At 63.8% G+C, this 16,266-nt stretch carries 16 protein-coding genes; 5 read left to right on the top strand and 11 right to left on the bottom strand.

Annotated features, from left to right (window positions below; all coding sequences use genetic code 11):
• Nucleotides 1-163: 163 nt before the first annotated feature.
• The 6 genes from NCS28_RS16025 to NCS28_RS16000 form a co-directional block, all read right to left on the bottom strand.
• Nucleotides 164-1,450 (bottom strand): hypothetical protein, encoded by a 1,287-nt coding sequence (locus NCS28_RS16025; protein ID WP_250514735.1) that lies wholly within the window; start codon nucleotides 1,448-1,450, stop codon nucleotides 164-166.
• A gap of 431 nt (nucleotides 1,451-1,881) precedes the next feature.
• Entirely contained in the window at nucleotides 1,882-2,931 is a 1,050-nt protein-coding gene (locus tag NCS28_RS16020; protein ID WP_250514734.1) for a patatin-like phospholipase family protein, read from the bottom strand.
• A 63-nt stretch (nucleotides 2,932-2,994) separates the two neighbouring features.
• Entirely contained in the window at nucleotides 2,995-3,576 is a 582-nt protein-coding gene (locus NCS28_RS16015) for a hydrolase (protein ID WP_250514733.1), read from the bottom strand.
• Between the two features lie 37 nt (nucleotides 3,577-3,613).
• Entirely contained in the window at nucleotides 3,614-4,096 is a 483-nt protein-coding gene (gene msrB / locus NCS28_RS16010) for a peptide-methionine (R)-S-oxide reductase MsrB (RefSeq protein ID WP_250514732.1), read from the bottom strand.
• 42 nt (nucleotides 4,097-4,138) lie between these two features.
• Nucleotides 4,139-4,900, bottom strand: coding sequence for an ABC transporter permease (locus NCS28_RS16005; RefSeq protein WP_250514731.1), 762 nt, complete (start codon nucleotides 4,898-4,900; stop codon nucleotides 4,139-4,141).
• Entirely contained in the window at nucleotides 4,897-5,823 is a 927-nt protein-coding gene (locus tag NCS28_RS16000) for an ABC transporter ATP-binding protein (RefSeq protein ID WP_250514730.1), read from the bottom strand. The genes NCS28_RS16005 and NCS28_RS16000 overlap by 4 nt, the downstream gene beginning before the upstream one ends.
• 121 nt (nucleotides 5,824-5,944) lie before the next feature.
• Here NCS28_RS16000 and NCS28_RS15995 point away from each other — a divergent pair, with 121 nt between their 5' ends.
• Nucleotides 5,945-6,424 carry a 2,4'-dihydroxyacetophenone dioxygenase family protein gene (locus tag NCS28_RS15995; protein WP_250514729.1) on the top strand — a complete coding sequence of 160 codons (480 nt, stop codon included), beginning with the start codon at nucleotides 5,945-5,947 and terminating at the stop codon, nucleotides 6,422-6,424.
• Nucleotides 6,425-6,537: 113 nt separating this feature from the next.
• Nucleotides 6,538-7,389 (top strand): 3-hydroxybutyryl-CoA dehydrogenase, encoded by an 852-nt coding sequence (locus NCS28_RS15990; protein WP_250514728.1) that lies wholly within the window; start codon nucleotides 6,538-6,540, stop codon nucleotides 7,387-7,389.
• On the opposite strand, the gene NCS28_RS15985 is transcribed toward NCS28_RS15990, so the two are convergent.
• Nucleotides 7,386-8,345, bottom strand: coding sequence for a glutathione S-transferase family protein (locus NCS28_RS15985; protein ID WP_250514727.1), 960 nt, complete (start codon nucleotides 8,343-8,345; stop codon nucleotides 7,386-7,388). The two genes, NCS28_RS15990 and NCS28_RS15985, sit on opposite strands and share 4 nt — an antisense overlap.
• A 55-nt stretch (nucleotides 8,346-8,400) precedes the next feature.
• Entirely contained in the window at nucleotides 8,401-9,372 is a 972-nt protein-coding gene (locus NCS28_RS15980) for an alpha/beta fold hydrolase (protein ID WP_250514726.1), read from the bottom strand.
• 108 nt (nucleotides 9,373-9,480) lie between these two features.
• On the opposite strand from NCS28_RS15980, the gene NCS28_RS15975 reads away from it, so the two are divergent.
• The 3 genes from NCS28_RS15975 to NCS28_RS15965 all read left to right on the top strand — a co-directional run bounded on the left by NCS28_RS15975 (nucleotide 9,481) and on the right by NCS28_RS15965 (nucleotide 13,092).
• A complete protein-coding gene (locus NCS28_RS15975; RefSeq protein ID WP_250514725.1) occupies nucleotides 9,481-10,395 on the top strand; it encodes a LysR family transcriptional regulator in 915 nt (304 codons plus the stop codon).
• A 137-nt stretch (nucleotides 10,396-10,532) separates the two neighbouring features.
• Nucleotides 10,533-11,951, top strand: a complete 1,419-nt coding sequence (locus tag NCS28_RS15970) for a DUF1800 domain-containing protein (protein ID WP_250514724.1) — start codon at nucleotides 10,533-10,535, stop codon at nucleotides 11,949-11,951.
• A gap of 4 nt (nucleotides 11,952-11,955) precedes the next feature.
• Nucleotides 11,956-13,092 (top strand): DUF1501 domain-containing protein, encoded by a 1,137-nt coding sequence (locus tag NCS28_RS15965; RefSeq protein WP_250514723.1) that lies wholly within the window; start codon nucleotides 11,956-11,958, stop codon nucleotides 13,090-13,092.
• Here the strand turns inward: NCS28_RS15965 and NCS28_RS15960 are convergent.
• The 3 genes from NCS28_RS15960 to NCS28_RS15950 are packed head-to-tail and all read right to left on the bottom strand — an operon-like array spanning nucleotide 13,089 to nucleotide 16,112.
• Nucleotides 13,089-13,742 carry an ankyrin repeat domain-containing protein gene (locus NCS28_RS15960; protein ID WP_250514722.1) on the bottom strand — a complete coding sequence of 218 codons (654 nt, stop codon included), beginning with the start codon at nucleotides 13,740-13,742 and terminating at the stop codon, nucleotides 13,089-13,091. The two genes, NCS28_RS15965 and NCS28_RS15960, sit on opposite strands and share 4 nt — an antisense overlap.
• 22 nt (nucleotides 13,743-13,764) lie before the next feature.
• Nucleotides 13,765-14,373 carry a c-type cytochrome gene (locus tag NCS28_RS15955; protein ID WP_250514721.1) on the bottom strand — a complete coding sequence of 203 codons (609 nt, stop codon included), beginning with the start codon at nucleotides 14,371-14,373 and terminating at the stop codon, nucleotides 13,765-13,767.
• Nucleotides 14,373-16,112: a pyrroloquinoline quinone-dependent dehydrogenase gene (locus NCS28_RS15950; RefSeq protein WP_250514720.1), complete on the bottom strand. Its 1,740-nt coding sequence runs from the start codon at nucleotides 16,110-16,112 to the stop codon at nucleotides 14,373-14,375. Before NCS28_RS15950 ends, NCS28_RS15955 begins: the two co-directional genes overlap by 1 nt.
• Nucleotides 16,113-16,266: the final 154 nt, after the last annotated feature.

The raw sequence follows: 16,266 nt of genomic DNA, 5'->3' as shown, positions 1-16,266 counted from the left end.
TGTAATCCAGCATTAATGCGTAGGTTCTCGACAGCCGACTATCACAGCCTTCCCGGCCGTGCATAGAACGCGAAGACATGACGCTACTAAAGGCGCTATGCACAACACACGCATTGCAGACTATCTGCCAAACCTATATTTCGCCCTAGTCGCCACTGCTACGTCACACTTGAACGCGAAACCCGGGATAGAACGTAGCAAGTGGATTATCAGCGGCATCTGGATCCTGCAGAGCTCGTCTTACGTGGCTGGCCACCTGAGCGACATACGACTGTAACTGGGGCACTAGGCTGTAGATGTCCGTAGTGTCGATCGCGATCGTGCGCATCTGATTTACATCAAACGGGATCCGGTCACTAGCGCGAATAATCTGTACCACCGGCAAGCGAGCAGCATGGCGCACCGCAAGCTCATAGAACACGTTGGGGTTGTGAAACGACAGATCAACGACTACGAGACGGGATCGCAGAAGGTAGTCAAAAATCTGACGCGTGATAGTACCTGGTTTGTCAATTTGATCGGCGCGGACAACAGTGAGTCCGAAGCCTTCAAGAGCAGGCTCTACGATGGAACCCAACATAAGATCCGAATGTTTTCGCTCGTCAGAACCAGCGGATCCGATGGGACTAATGTAAAAGCAAGCGGTGTCGTATCGCGCATGATCAGACGTTACCAACATTCCCGAGGGCTCCGCTCGCTTTGTGAAGCCCCCCTCTTCACCGGTATTCACTCGCATCGGTGGGGTCACACTCGCCTGTGGGAGCGAATCAAGATAATGGTCGATCGTGATGATCCGCTCTGCGCCTGCCAAGGATTGCAACAAGCCCACATCGCGAAGATTTACGGTAAATGTTTCGACCGCTTCATCGGCCAGATCATCACTGACTCCTTGAGTCTTCACGACGTCGATCAGCGCCGCCTTAGGAGGAAGCTTACTCCCAACAAAACCTTCGTAGAGCTTCTTGAAAACGGGAATGTTTTCTAGCGCCAGAAATATCCGTGCCTTCGCTCGCTCGCGTTGAGGTTGATCTATATCTACAACTTTAGTGCCCTCGGGCGTTAGTTCAAGTATTTCTGCTTGATAGCCGCCCTTGGTCAGGCCATATTTGCCCGAGTTGGTAATCAACTGTCGCGAGGGACCGCTATCCGGTGACTTGCCAATATGGTCGAACAACGTGATCTTCCTAACCGGACGGCCTGCCCCGAACTCATACATCTGCTTTGCAAACAGTACAGCTTCTTCGAATGGGCAAGCGGGGAAAGGACGTGAAGCACGAGCGGATTTCTTTTCCACGGCTGCCGCGACACGAGCGTTATGTTCTGCGATTGGATCTGACTTTTGAGATGTCGAAGCCTTCCGAGCCGTCTTCTTTGCTGTCGATCGAGATTTGTCATCAATCGTGTCTTTTTCTACCTCGCTTCCAGCTTGATCAATATCTCTCGTTGTCATATCGCTCGATCCACCCAAGGAAGAAGTATGCCTGCAAATTGCCGGTTAGCATACGGCATAACTGTTAGCATGTTATAAGCTTTCAACGCGTCGATATTATCTCTCTTCGCTACTTCGGTATCCGCTTCCGGCTAGTTCCGGCCCGCGAACATTCAATATTGCTTAGCGGCAAAGATCTCCCGTCGGCGAACTAAAACCTATACATAATCGCTCCCCTCAAGAATCTGCAAAGCACCCGAAAAGACGCGCGGCCCAACCGCACCGCGCGTCCACCGCTCAGGGAAGAGCGTCGCGCCCGAACACGGGGATGAACGGACACTCTCGAACCGGCAGGCGGGGTCCCGCCAGCGAGTGCCTACAAAATAAGGAAACACCAACGTAAGAACCACAAGAGTTCTCTTAATCGATGCAATATCACGGAGTGCGAATGTTCATTTCGCCTTCCCCGCCATCACCGCCGGCGTCGTCGCATACACACTCTTGTGCGGCGCCGTGCCCTCCCTCGGCCAGTCGGAGCGTTCATCGAAAAACCATTCCGCGCGCTCGCGTCCCTTGCGGATCAGCGCATGAATCAGCGCCGGATTGCGATCGAGCTTCGATGCATAGTCGAGCGGCCCGGGATAATCCCTTGCGTCGAGATGCATCTGCACGACGCGAACCTTGATCGGCTTATAACGCTTCTCCAGCGATGCGTCGGCCTTCAGCAATTCGTTCACGCGCGTCGTGAAGTACAACTCCTGCCCCAGCGCAAGATTGCCGGAAAGTTCGTTGCGCCGGTCGATGATCTCGTTCATCGATTCGGGCATCTCGCGACGATATTGCGGATTGATCTGCACGACCCAGATCTCGTCGGGCCGCATGTCGAGCGCGATATCGGTGAACTCGCGCACGGGCGGATTGCTGCTGAAGAGGCCATCCCAGCACATGCGTCCGTCTGCGGCGACCGCGCGATACAGCGGCGGCACCGCGGCCGATGCGACCAGTTGATCCTGATCGAGCCTGTCGCCGGGAAAGATCACGCGATCGCCCGTGCGCACATCGGTCGCGCCGACGAGAAGCGTGGGCCGCGCCCGTTGCTCATGCTCCGTCGGCAGCAACGCGAACGGCAGATGCTTGTCGAGCAGTTCGCGCAGGCGCTCCTCCGCAACCGGCGGATAAAGATACGGGCTGATTTCCGCGTTGATGGGCAGCCGCGCGTACCACGTCCCGAGCGCATTGGCGACGACATCCGGCCCGCCGCGCGCCTCCAGATCCTTCCAAAATGCGGCGAGGCGGCGCCTCGCGTCGGGAGGGCCGCCAAGGAGCAACCCTGCCCACACGAGCGCACTGCACATCGCGCCGCCCGACGTTCCCGACAGCGCGACGAGTTCGAAGCGGTTCAAAGACTCGCCGCTCAGCAACCGGTCGAGAACGCCCGCGGCGAACGCCGCATGGCTGCCGCCGCCCTGACACGCGATCGCTACTTTCGGAATGGCCGCCATCACCGCACCTCGCTCGCGTCCGTCGATATAGGACGTACGCTACAGAATAGGCGACGCGCGCCGCTATGCCAGCGCCGCCAGGACCTGATGCGTCGAACGAAGGCGGCCGATGCGCGGGAAGATGTAGCGGCAGGTCGATTCGTGCGTGTCGGCGTGCAAGTCGCTCATCGCGTCCTCAACGAATATCTGCTGGTAGCCGCGCTCGTGCGCGCCGCGCGCCGTCGAATCCACGCCGATGGCCGTCGCGATGCCGCCCAGCACGATCGTGTCGATGCCGCGCCGGCGCAGATGCGAGTCGAGATCCGTGTTATAGAACGCGCCCCACTGCCGCTTGGTGACGACTATATCGGACGCCTGCACGCCCAGTTCCGCGCTCAATTCGCTCCAGCCCGCGGGCTCCGGCGCTTGCTGCGCCTGTCCCGCGTCGGTGATCGGGCGCAGGCCGCCCGGCCCGTTCGGAAACGCCACCTTGACCAGCACGACCGGCGCGCCGAGCGCGCGGAAGCGATCGGCGAGCGCGCGCGCGTTGGCGAGCACGGTCGCGGCGTCGTGAGGCTGCACGGGCAAGGCTGCGATGCCCGCCTGCAGATCGATCAGCACGAGTGCGGTCTTCGCGGGATCGAGCTTGAGTTCGGGTGCGTTCATTTGAAAAGTCGCGAGTAAGGTGGACGAGCGCGCGACGTCAGGCTTCGTCGTGCCGGAATTCGAGCGCCGCGCCGTTCATGCAGTAGCGCAGGCCCGTGGGCTTCGGTCCATCGTCGAAGACATGGCCGAGATGCCCGCCGCAGCGCCGGCAATGCACCTCGTTGCGCATGTGGCCGGTCGCCTCCGGGTGCATCGCGACGGCGCCGTCGAGAGGCTTCCAGAAGCTCGGCCAGCCGGTGCCGCTGTCGAACTTCGTCGCCGACGAGAACAGTGCGAACCCGCATCCTGCGCACGCGTACGTGCCCTCACGCCGTTCCCTGAGCAGCGGGCTCGCGAACGGCGGCTCGGTGCCGCCGCGCCTGAGCACGCGGAATTGCTCGGATGAAAGACGGCGGCGCCACTCCGCGCTGCTGTGATCGATCTCGTACGATCGGGCCGGCGCCGAAGCGCCCGCGCCGCCCGTGAAGGCGGTGGCCATCACACCGAGAAAATTGCGCTTCGTGCGTCTCATGATTTTCATCCGATGACCGTCCTCATGCCTTCATCCGCCCAGCCGGCGCCGCTACGTTTTGAGTCTGTATCCCGTCCTGAAGATCCACGCGACGATCGCGATGAACACGGCAAGAAACACGAGCGTCATGCCAAGACTTACCCCGACCTGGACATCGGCGATTCCGTAAAAGCTCCAGCGAAAGCCGCTGATCAGATAGACGACCGGATTGAACAGCGCAACGGCCTTCCAGAACGGCGGCAGGATGTTGATCGAATAAAAGCTGCCGCCGAGAAACGTGAGCGGCGTGACGATCAGAAGCGGAATGATCTGCAATTTTTCGAAGCCGTCCGCCCAGATGCCGATGATGAACCCGAGCAGGCTGAACGTCACGGACGTGAGCAGCAGGAATACGACCATCCAGACAGGATGATCGATTCTGAGCGGCACGAATAATCGTGCGGTAAGAAGAATGATCAGGCCGAGGATGACGGACTTCGTCGCGGCCGCGCCCACGTAGCTCAAAACGAGCTCGAAGTACGACACCGGCGCGGACAGCAGTTCGTAGATCGTGCCCGTGAACTTCGGAAAATAGATGCCGAAGGACGCGTTGGCGATGCTTTGCGTGAGCAGCGACAGCATCACGAGCCCCGGCACGATGAACGCGCCGTAACTGATGCCGTCGACTTCCGGAATGCGCGAGCCGATGGCGGCCCCGAAAACGACGAAATAAAGCGATGTCGAAATGACGGGCGACACGATGCTCTGCATCAGCGTACGCCCGGCGCGCGCCATTTCGAAACGATAGATCGCGCGAACGGCGTATAGATTCATTTGGTTTCCCTGACGAGACTCACGAAGATGTCTTCGAGCGAGCTTTGCGTCGTTTGCAGATCCTTGAAACGCACGCCGGCTTCGTCGACGTGGCGCAACAGCGCGATGATGCGCCCCGGCTCGTCGTGCGCATCGTACGTGTAGGTGAGCTCGCCGCCGTCCGCCGAGCGCGTGAGACCGTAAGGCTCGAGCGGCGTGGGAATGTGCGCTAGCGGCTGTTCGAGCTGCAGCGTGAGCTTCTTCTGCCCGAGCTTGCGCATGAGTTCGCGCTTTTCCTCGACGAGCACGATCTCGCCGCGATTGATCACGCCGATGCGGTCCGCCATCTCCTCCGCTTCCTCGATGTAATGCGTCGTGAGGATGATGGTCACGCCGTTGGCCCGCAGCTCGCGCACGAGCTCCCACATGTCGCGGCGCAGCTCTACGTCGACGCCGGCAGTGGGCTCGTCGAGAAAGAGGATCTCGGGTTCGTGCGCGAGCGCCTTCGCGATCAGTACGCGACGCTTCATGCCGCCCGAGAGCGTCATGATCTTGTTGTCCTTCTTCGCCCATAGCGAGAGGGACTTCAGCACCTTTTCGACATGCGCCGGATTCTTCGGCCGGCCGAAGAGGCCACGGCTGAACGACACGGTCGCCCAGACGGTCTCGAACGCATCGGTGGTGAGTTCCTGCGGCACGAGACCGATCATCGCGCGGGCGGCGCGGTAATCGCTGACGATATCGTGACCGGCGACGGTGACCTTTCCCTCGCTCGGATTGACGATGCCGCAGACGGTGCTGATGAGCGTCGTCTTGCCCGCCCCGTTCGGGCCGAGCAGCGCAAAAATTTCGCCGCGCCGGATCTCCAGATTCACGTTCCGGAGCGCGCGGAAGCCCGACCCGTAGGTCTTGGACAGGTTGGAAACAGTGATGATGATGGGCATGGCGTGGACGATAGCAGATACGGCGCGATCCGGCTTGGACGAAAGGGGTCGTCCGTTCGGCCGATGTTCGCCGCGCCCGGGGCTGCCTACAATGCACTGCTGAATACCGGGAGCCGACATCATGCTGTTCGAACAGATCCAGACCACCTGCCTCAACGACGCCGACCTGCCCTGGGTGCCGTTCACGCCGTACAGCGAGCGCGTGCTCGTCAAGTATTTCAAGCTCGATCCGGTTCGCGGCGAGGTCATCGCGCTCATGAAAGCGCCGGCGAAAGGCCAGATGCCGCGGCATCGGCATACGGGGACGGTGATCGTCTATACGGTCGAGGGACGCTGGAAGTATCGCGAGCACGACTGGATCGCAGGGCCGGGGAGCATCGTGTACGAGACGGCGGGGTCGAGCCACACGCCGGAAGCGCTCGCCGGAGATTCGGGCAGCGCGGACATCGTCACGCTCAACATCATCCAGGGGGAGCTGCTCTTCGTGAACGACAGCGGCCAAGTGCTCGCCGCTGAAAACTGGAAGAGCGGCTGGGACCGCTACGCTGCCTTCTGTCATGCAAACGGCATCGCCCCGAAGGATTTGACGGCTTTCGGGTAACGCCGCAGCCTTGGCCACTGGTTAGAATCGATGGCTGGACGCGTCTTACGCGCTTTCGACCCTTTCCGGTTTGCCGGCTTTACGGCCGGCGCAGATCAAGGAGAAGCAAAAGCATGAAGATTCAGACCGTCGGTATCGTCGGCGCGGGAACCATGGGCAACGGCATCGCGCAGGTCGCGGCCGTCGCGGGCTTCGAGGTCGTGCTGATCGACGTCACCGACGCCGCACTCGCCAAGGGCGTCGCCACGCTCACGGGCAGCCTCGAACGGCTCGTATCGAAGGACAAGCTGGAAGCGTCCGCGCGCGACGCGGCGTTGAAGCGCATCGAGACGTCGACCGATTACGCGCGTCTATCCCAAGCCGACATCGTGATCGAAGCCGCGACGGAGAACGCCGAGCTCAAGAATCGCATCCTGAAGCAGATCGAAGGGGCCGCCCGCGCCGATGCGATCATTGCGTCGAACACGTCGTCGATCTCGATCACCGCGCTCGCCGCGACGCTCGCCACGCCCGAGCGCTTCATCGGCATGCACTTCTTCAATCCGGTGCCGCTCTTGCAACTCGTCGAAGTGATTCGCGGCGTGCAGACGAGCGACGAAACCGCTGCCGCCGTGCGCGAGCTCACCGAGAAGCTCGACAAATCGCCGATCGGCGTGCGCAACTCGCCAGGCTTCGTCGTCAACCGCGTTCTCGTGCCGATGATCAACGAAGCGTTTTTCGTGCTCTACGAAGGCGTCGCGAGCGCGGAGGAAATCGACGCGGGCATGAAGCTCGGCGCGAATCATCCGATCGGCCCGCTCGCGCTCGCCGATCTGATCGGCCTCGACGTGTGCCTCTCGGTGATGGACGTGTTCCTCGAAGACTTCGGCGATTCGAAGTACCGCGCGTGCCCGCTGTTGCGCGAGCTCGTTTCGGCCGGGCGTCTCGGGCGCAAGACGAAGCGCGGCGTGTATCGGTACGATTAGGCAGCGTCGAAATCGAGCACCGGTCCGGCGGGCACGATGCCCGTCGGATTGATCGTCCGATGACTCTCGTAGTAATGCCGCTTGATGTGCTCGAAGTTCACCGTCGCCGCGACGCCCGGCATCCGGTAGATCTCGCGCGCGTACTTCGACAGATGCGGATAATCCGCGATGCGCCGCAGATTGCACTTGAAGTGGCCGACATACACCGCGTCGAAGCGCACGAGCGTCGTGAAGAGGCGAATGTCCGCTTCGGTGAAGCGCTCGCCCGTGAGATAGCGCCGCGTGCTCAGGCGTTCCTCGAGAAAATCGAGCGTCTCGAAGAGCGGCGTCACCGCTTCCTCGTAGGCGGCTTGCGTCGTCGCGAAGCCCGCCTTGTAGACGCCGTTGTTGACCGTGTCGTAGATGCGCGCGTTGAGCGCGTCGATGTCCTCCCGCAACTCGCGCGGATAGTAATCGCCCGGTTTTGCGCCGATGCCGTCGAACGCGGAATTCAGCATCCGGATGATCTCCGACGACTCGTTGTTGACGATCGTTCCGCGCGCCTTGTCCCACAGGATCGGCACGGTCACGCGGCCGCTGTAATGCGGATCGGCCGCCGTGTAGACCTGATGCAGATAACGCGCGCCGTTGACCGTGTCGGGCTCGACGCCCGGGCCGTCGGCGAAGGTCCAGCCGTTTTCGAGCATCAGCCAGTTCACGACCGATACGTCGATCATCGCTTCCAGTCCCTTCAGCGCGCGCACGATCAGCGTGCGATGCGCCCACGGGCACGCGAGGCTCACATACAGGTGATAGCGCCCGGCTTCAGCGTCGAAGCCGCCCTCTCCGCTCGGCCCCGGCGCGCCGTCGGCCGTCACCCAGTTGCGAAACGCGGCGTCCTTGCGCACGAAGCGCCCGCCCGTGGACGCCGTTTCGTACCATTTGTCCTGCCATTTTCCGTCGACGAGAAGTCCCATTTTCATTCTCCTTGCGTGCCGCTGCGCAAGACGCGCGCCGCGGCCTCGATGCATCTCAGTTGGACGAAGGCGCGTCGATGAAGCGCACGAGTTGCGCCATCGTCGCGTCCGGCGCTTCTTCCATCAGCCAGTGGCCCGCGCCCGGCACGACCACGCCCTGCACGTTCGTCGCGACAAGCTTCGCCTGATCGATCAGGAACGTGCCCGACGCGCGTTCGCCGGTGAGCACGAGCATCGGCATTGCGAGCGGCGTTTTCGCGAAGGCGGCGAAATCGTTCGCGTCCTGCGGGAACGCATGGAAATACTCGAAGCCGGCGCGCATGCGGCCGTTGCGCGCGTACTGCGCCGAATAGTAACGGCGATCCGCCTCGCTCACCGAATGCGCGGGATCGGCGGCGAAGTCGTTCCAGAAGTGCTCGAAGAAGATGCGCTCGCGGCCGCGCACGAGTTTCTCCGGCGTGTCGCCGTAGAAGTTGAAGTGCCATTTGTCGCGCAGGAGCCAGACTTTCTGCCAGTCGCCGACGCCGGGCAGGAACGCGTCCATCAGCACGATGCTTTCCACTTCGTCGGGATATTGCGCCGCGTACGCGTACGCGACCATCAGCCCGATGTCGTGTCCGACGAGCTTTATCTTGCGATAACCGAGCTTTTGGACCATTGCGTGAACGTCTTGCGCGAGCGTTTTCTTGTCGTAGCCGGAAGCGGGCATCGCCGAGCCGCCCGCGCCCGGCAGATCGGGCGCGATGACAACGCGTTCGCCCGCGAGACGCGTCATCAGCGGCTGCCACATGCGGCTCGTTTCCGTATAGCCGTGCAGCAGCACGACGGGCGTCGCGTCGCCCTGGCCGGCTTGCAGATAGTGAATGTCGACGCCGTTCGCATCGATCGTGCGGGACTGGATCGCGCTCGCGGCGGCGGCCGTCCGAGGCGCGCGCGGCGTGTTTGCGGCATAGGCGACCGGTTGCAGCGCGGCGGCGGCGAGAAGCACGCCGGCGGCGCGGCGTATCGTGTGCAGGAAGGCGTTCATCGTTCAGCTCCGTCGAAAGTTGGGTTTGTCCCGATGACGCTCATGTTGCTCCGCCACGCCGTTTTTGCCGTACGATCCGGACGATGCACTCGTTCGATGGAGTCGAACATGTTGTCAGAGGAAGAACTCTCGCTGCTCGACGCGATCCGCGAAACCGGCAGCCTTTCGCGCGCGGCGGCGCGCCTCGGCAAGGCGCCGTCGACGGTCTCGCACGCGGCGCGTCAACTGGAAACGCGCTTCGACGCGCTGCTTTTCGACCGGCGCCGCTATCGTCTGCAACTGACGCCGGCCGGCCATCTTCTCGCCGATGAGGCATCGCGCCTGATGCTCGACGTGTCGCGCCTCGCGCAGCGCGTGAAGCAGATCGCGAGCGGCTGGGAAGACCGGCTGTGGATCGTCTGCGACGAGATCCTCGAATTCGAGACGCTGTTGCCGGTCGTGCAGGCGTTCGACGCGCTCGATTCCGGCGTCGCGCTGCGCATCACGCACGAAGTGCTGAGCGGGACCTGGGAAGCGTTGCGCGACGGCCGCGCGGATCTGATCGTCGGCGCGACCAACGAGCCGCCGGCGATTCCCGGTCTGCGCTGGTTCGAGCTCGGCGTGATGCAGTGGGTGTTCGCGGTGTCGCCGCGCCATCCGCTCGCGTCGATGAGCGGGCCGCTTAAGCGCGACCAGATCGCGGCGCATCGGGCGGTCGTGGTCGCGGATTCGTCGCGCTCGGCGGGCCGCGCGTACGGCGTGCTCGGCGGCCAGGCCGCGTTCGCCGTGCCGACCATGCGCGCGAAAATCCTCGCGCAGCGGCAAGGGCTCGGCACGGGCTGGGTGCCGCGGCATCGCGTGGAAACGTTGCTTGCGCGCGGCGAGCTCGTTGAAAAGGAAACCGCCGATCCGCGCGAGCCGAACGTGCTGTACGTCGCATGGCGCGGCGATCAGGAAGGCCGCGCGCTGCAATGGTGGACGGAGCAGTTGCGGCAGCCGCGTCTCGCTCAACGTCTGGTCGTTGGCATCGACGCGTTCGCGTAAGAGCCGGTTGCAAAATTCGCCGCCGGACAAGCGACGGACATCGCGCCGCCACTCCGTTCAATGTTTCGCCGCAACATCAAGCGACAGATCTACTCCGCGCAGGCGTTCAACCCGCATCGAGCACTTCGGAGCACGTCATGGCCATCGCACCGCAACTCTCGCCTGCCGCCATCGCGGTGAACCGCTTCGGGCTCGGCGCGCGTCCGGGCGAGCCGCTGCCCGCCGATCCGCGCGGCTGGCTCATCGAGCAGGCCGATTTGCGCACGAGCGCCTATCAGCCGATGCCGCCCGCGCTGGCCAGCCAACCGTCGAGCGCCGCGCTCGCCGCCCAGTTCGCCGATCGCCAGCGCGCGCTGCGCGATGCGACCGACGCCGACAAACCCGCCGTGCGCAAGCAATACGGCGAGCAGATCCGCGACATCTACCGCAATGCCGTCGATGCCCGCGTGACGAGCGCGCTCACGACGGGCACGCCGTTCATCGAACGTCTCGTGCATTTCTGGGCGAACCACTTCGCCGTGTCGATCGAAAAGCCGCCGGTCGCGATGCTCGCCGGATCGTTCGAGAACGAAGCGATCCGCCCGCACGTTCTCGGGCGCTTCGAGGACATGCTGATCGCGGCCGAGCGGCATCCGGCGATGCAGATCTTTCTCGATCAGGCGCGCTCGGTCGGCCCCGAGAGCCCCGCCGCCTCGCGCGCCGCGATGCGCAATCCCGGCAACAAACGCGGCCTCAACGAAAACCTCGCGCGCGAGATCATGGAGCTGCATACGCTCGGCGTGCGCAGCGGCTACACGCAAACCGACGTGACCGAGTTCGCCCGCGCACTCACCGGCTGGAGCCTCGGCGCGATGACGGCGAACGCCTCGAATAATCCCGCCGATCCGACGCCGCCCGGCGCGTTCGTGTTTCGTCCGCGTCTGCATGAGCCGGGCGTGCGCACCGTGATGGGCAAGCAGTACGCGCAGACGGGCGAGGCGCAGCCGCTCGCCATGCTGCACGATCTCGTGAATTCGCCCGCGACCGCGCGTCACATCGCGGAAAAGCTCGCCCGCCACTTCGTCGCGGATACGCCGCCGCCCGCGCTCGTCGACAGACTCGCGGGCGTCTTCGGCGATACGGGCGGGGATCTGCCTTCGGTTTATCGCGCGCTGATCGAAGCGCCCGAAGCGTGGCCGAGCGCGCCCGCCAAGTTCAAGACGCCGTGGGACTGGACGGTGTCGTCGCTGCGCGGTCTCGGCCGCATCGACCTGCAAGGCATGCGCGCCGCGCCGCTTTTCACGCAGCTCGGTCAGCAGGTCTGGCGTCCCGGCTCGCCCGCCGGTTACGACGATATCGCCGCAAGCTGGGCCGCGCCCGATGCGCTGGTGCGCCGCGTCGAGCTCGCGCAGCGTTTCGCGGCGCGCGCGGGCGACCGGCTCGACGCTCGAACGCTCGGTCCGCAACTGCTGCCCGGCGCGCTGTCGGATGCGACCGCGAATGCCGTCTCACGCGCCGAAAGCGCGCCGACCGCGCTCGCCCTCCTGCTCGTGTCGCCCGATTTTCTGAGGAGATGAACCCATGCTGACGCGTCGCCAATTCCTGTGGTGCGCAAGCGCGATGCTCGTTGCGCCGCAAATCGTGTTCGCATCCGCCGAGACCGACCGGCGCTTCGTCTTCGTGATCCAGCGCGGCGCGGCGGACGGGCTGAACATCGTCGTGCCTCATGGCGATCCCGCCTACGCGACGCTGCGCGGGCCGCTCGCGATCGACGCATCGGCCACGACGAAACTCGACGGCACGTTCGCCCTGCATCCGTCGATGACGCAGGTCGCCCAGATGTATCGCGACAAGCAGGCGCTCTTCGTGCACGCGGTGGCGTCGCCGTATCGCGAGCGCTCGCACTTCGACGGCCAGAACGTGCTCGAAACGGGCGGCAATGCGCCGTATCGGCTAAAGGACGGCTGGATGAACCGCCTTCTGTCGATGCTGCCCGCGCCGCGCGCCGACGCCGTCGCGTTCGCGCCGACCGTGCCGCTCGCGCTGCGCGGACGCGCCGAAGTGACCTCGTATGCGCCGTCGTCGTTGCCGCAGGCGCCCGACGATCTCATCACGCGCGTCTCGCAACTCTATGCAGGCGATGCTCAGCTTCATCCGCTCTGGGACGCCGCGATGCAGGCGCGCGGCCTCGCCGCCGACGCGGGCGCGCGTCAGGATCCGGCGAGCCTCGGCAAGCTCGCGGCGAGCTTTCTCGGCAAGCCCGACGGCCCGCGCATCGCGATGATCGAGACCGGCGGCTGGGACACGCACAGCGCGCAGAATCCGCGTCTCGCCGCGCAACTGAAGGCGCTCGACACGATGCTCGCCGCCCTGCGCGACGGGCTCGGCGAACACTGGGCGAACACGACGGTGCTCGTCGCGACCGAATTCGGCCGCACCGCGGCGGCGAACGGCACGGGCGGCACGGATCACGGCACCGCGTCGGCGGCGATGATCGTCGGCGGTTCGGTGACGGGCGGGCGCGTGCTCGCGGACTGGCCGGGACTCGCGAATGCGTCGCTGTATCAGGCGCGCGATCTGAAGCCGACGATCGGACTGGACGCCGTTATCGCGAGCGCGGCGGGCGAAACCTTCGGCATCGATCCGCAGCGCGTCGGCGCGACGCTGTTTCCGGATGGCAGTGCGCGACCGTTGGCACAACGAATACTGAAAACTTAGCCTCTCGACAGCAATTCAACGACGCGCGTCGAATGCGTCTGCTCGGCGATGTCCTTCGCGGTCATGCCGCGATCGTCGCGCAGATCGCGTTTCGCGCCGCGCGCGAGCAGCATCGACGCGGTCTCTGCCTGATCGTAGCCCGCCGCCCACATCAGCGCCGTGAGGTGATTGCGATACGCCGCGTTCACATCGACGCCCGCATCGAGCAGACGCTGCACAATGGCCGTGTGCCCGCGCCCGGCCGCATACTCGATCGCGGTCTTGCCGACGCGGTCGCTCGCGGCGACATCCGCATGATGCGCGAGAAGCAGCGCGGCGATTTCCTCGTTGCCGTCGAAGGCCGCGGCCATCAACGGCGTGATGCCCTGCACGTCCGCCTGGCTCACGTTCGCGCCGCGCTCGATCAGCATGCGCGCCATCGGCGTCAGGCCTTTCTTGCATGCGCTGATAAGCGGCGTGTCACCGATGCGGTTGCGTGAATCGATCGACGCGCCTTCGTCGATGAGACGCGCGACGGCTGCCTGATCGCCGTCACGGGTCGCGGAAAGCAGGCGTTCGTTGAGCGTGTAGGGGTCTTGCTGGGCATCGGCGAGCGCGCCCGCGCAAGTCATCGCCAAAGCGAGTGTCAGCAAGCGAAGGATTCTTGTCATCGTTATGAGCCTTCGTGAAGCGTCATTGCAGATTCGCGATGTAGTTCGCCAGGTTCTCGATGTCCGCGTCCGTGAGGTTCTTCGACACGCTCGTCATGTTGCCCGCGTCGTTGGTGCGCTTCTTGTCGCGGAAGTCCTGCAACTGCTTCACGATGTACGGATACTGCTGCCCCGCGATGCGCGGAATTTCGTTCTGCCCGGAAAAGCCGCCGAGGTGACACATCGTGCAGAGAATCTCTTCGGACTTCTTCCTGCCCGCCTCGACTTTGACCGGATCCGCCTTGAAGTCCGTGGCGATCGGCTTTTGCGCGGCGAAGTAATCGGCGAGATCGTGCATGTCGTCGGGGGTGAGATTCGCGGCCATCGGCGACATGCGCGGATCGCTGCGGCGTCCCGCCTTGAAGTCGCGCAGTTGCAGATAGAGATAGCGCGATGTCTGCCCCGCGAGCGACGGATAATCGCCCGTCGTCGAGTTGCCGCCGAGACCGTGACACGACGTGCAGACGGCAGCCTTCGTGGCGGCCGCCTGCGCATCTGCGCGAGACAGCGAAGGCAGCGACAGCAGCAGACACGCGACGATCCATAGCACGTAGACGAGCCAGACCCGCACACGTTTCGCGCGCGTTCGCATCAGGGCAGCGCAAACACGAGCAGGCTGTTGCCGCGCTTGAAGTCGAGCTGCGTATTGCCGCCCGCCGCGACCGCGATGTATTGCTTGCCGTTCACCATGTAGGACACCGCCGGCGCGTTGACGCCCGCGCCGCACTGGAACTCCCAGAGCTTGCGGCCGGTGGCGGCGTCGAAGGCACGGAAGAGCCCGTTGCCTTCGCCGTTGAATACGATGCCGCCCGCGGTCGCGAGCACGCCGCCGATCAACGGCTGATCGGTCTTGTAACCCCATGCGATCTTGCCGGTATCGACATTCACCGCGACGAGCCTGCCCCATTGCTGCTCGGACGGAATCGTCTTGAACGCGCCGCCGAGCCACAGCTTGCCGCCGGGATACGCCGCTTCCTCGACCTGATACGTCATCGGCTGATGCAGGTTCGCCGCGTAGGCCATGCGCGTCTTCGGGCTGAACGCCATCGGCGACCATTCGACGCCGCCGTTCGCGCCGGGCAGCATGCGTGCGCCGGTCGGCGTCGGCAGGGTCCATACGCCTTCCTGCGGAATCATCGCGTCGGAAACGCGGATGAGCCGTCCGTCGCGGCGATCGTGCACGTAGACGAAGCCGGTCTTGCCGCCGTGGATGATGCCCGGGATCATCTGCCCGTTCTTGTCCTTCACGTCGATGAGAATCGGCGGGCTCACCGCATCGAGATCCCATACGTCATGCGCGATGTACTGGAAATGCCACTTGTACTTGCCGCTATCGAGATCGATCGCGACGAGCGAATCCGTATAGAGATTGTCGCCGGGGCGAATCGCGCCATAGAGGTCCGGCGACGGATTGCCGACCACGAAGTACACCGTGCGCGTCTGGCGATCGATCGCGGGCGCCATCCACACCCCGCCGCCGAGCGTCTTGTTGAAGTCTCCGCCCTTCTCCGCGAGCGTCTTCTTCTCGGCCGCGATGTCGCGCTTCATGTTGCGGCCAACCGCGTCGTTCTCCGCCCATACGCCTTCGCTGCCCGTGTCGGGAATCGTGTAGAACGTCCACAGCAACTGGCCGGAATTCGCATCGAACGCCTTCACGAAACCGCGTATGCCGTACTCGCCGCCGTTCGTTCCGATCAACACCTTGTCGTCGACGACGACGGGCGCCATCGTCTCCGAATAGCCTTCTTCCGGATCGGCGATCTGCGTCGACCACAGCACGTTGCCCGACTTCGCGTCGAGCGCGACGAGCTTCGAATCGAGCGTGCCCATGAAGAGCCGGTTGCCCGAGATCGCCACGCCGCGATTGTTCGGGCCGCAGCAGAAGGTCGTGACCGGACCCATCTTGTGCTTGTAATGCCAGAACTCCTTGCCCGTCACCGCGTCGATCGCATAGACGTGGTTGTACGACGTGGTGAGGAACATCACGCCGTTCGAGACGATCGGCGCGGTTTCCATCGACTCCATCACCGCCGTCTGGAAGATGAACGCGGGCTTGAGCTTCGCCACGTTCGACGTGTTGATCTGCGTGGCGGGCGCATAGCGCGTTTCGGCATACGATCCGTTCGAATGCAGCCAGGAGGCGCTATCGCCCGCGGCGCCGTCGAGTTGCTGCTGCGAGATGGGTCGCAGAGAAACCGGAACCGGCGATGCTTGCGTCGTGTTGGCGTTCTGGATTTCGTCGGCGGCCGAGGCTTCGTGCGATGTCACGATTCCGAAAGCGCCGCAGGCAACGATGAGCGCAACGACCGAGGTACGGGAAAAACCGGCCATGTCAGTCTCCCAAATCGTTCTTGTGTCGTCCTCGTGGTGCGCGGCGGAGCATTGCGTGCCCTCTTCGGCGCCCGCAAAAAAGAATAGGCAATTAAAGAACGCATTGCCAGATTTCCTGCAAAGACTGCGTTCGATGCGTCACGCAGCGAACGAA

The organism is Caballeronia sp. INDeC2 (genome assembly GCF_023631325.1).
Lineage (GTDB): Bacteria > Pseudomonadota > Gammaproteobacteria > Burkholderiales > Burkholderiaceae > Caballeronia.
This window is presented reverse-complemented; position numbering and strand designations above follow the sequence as displayed.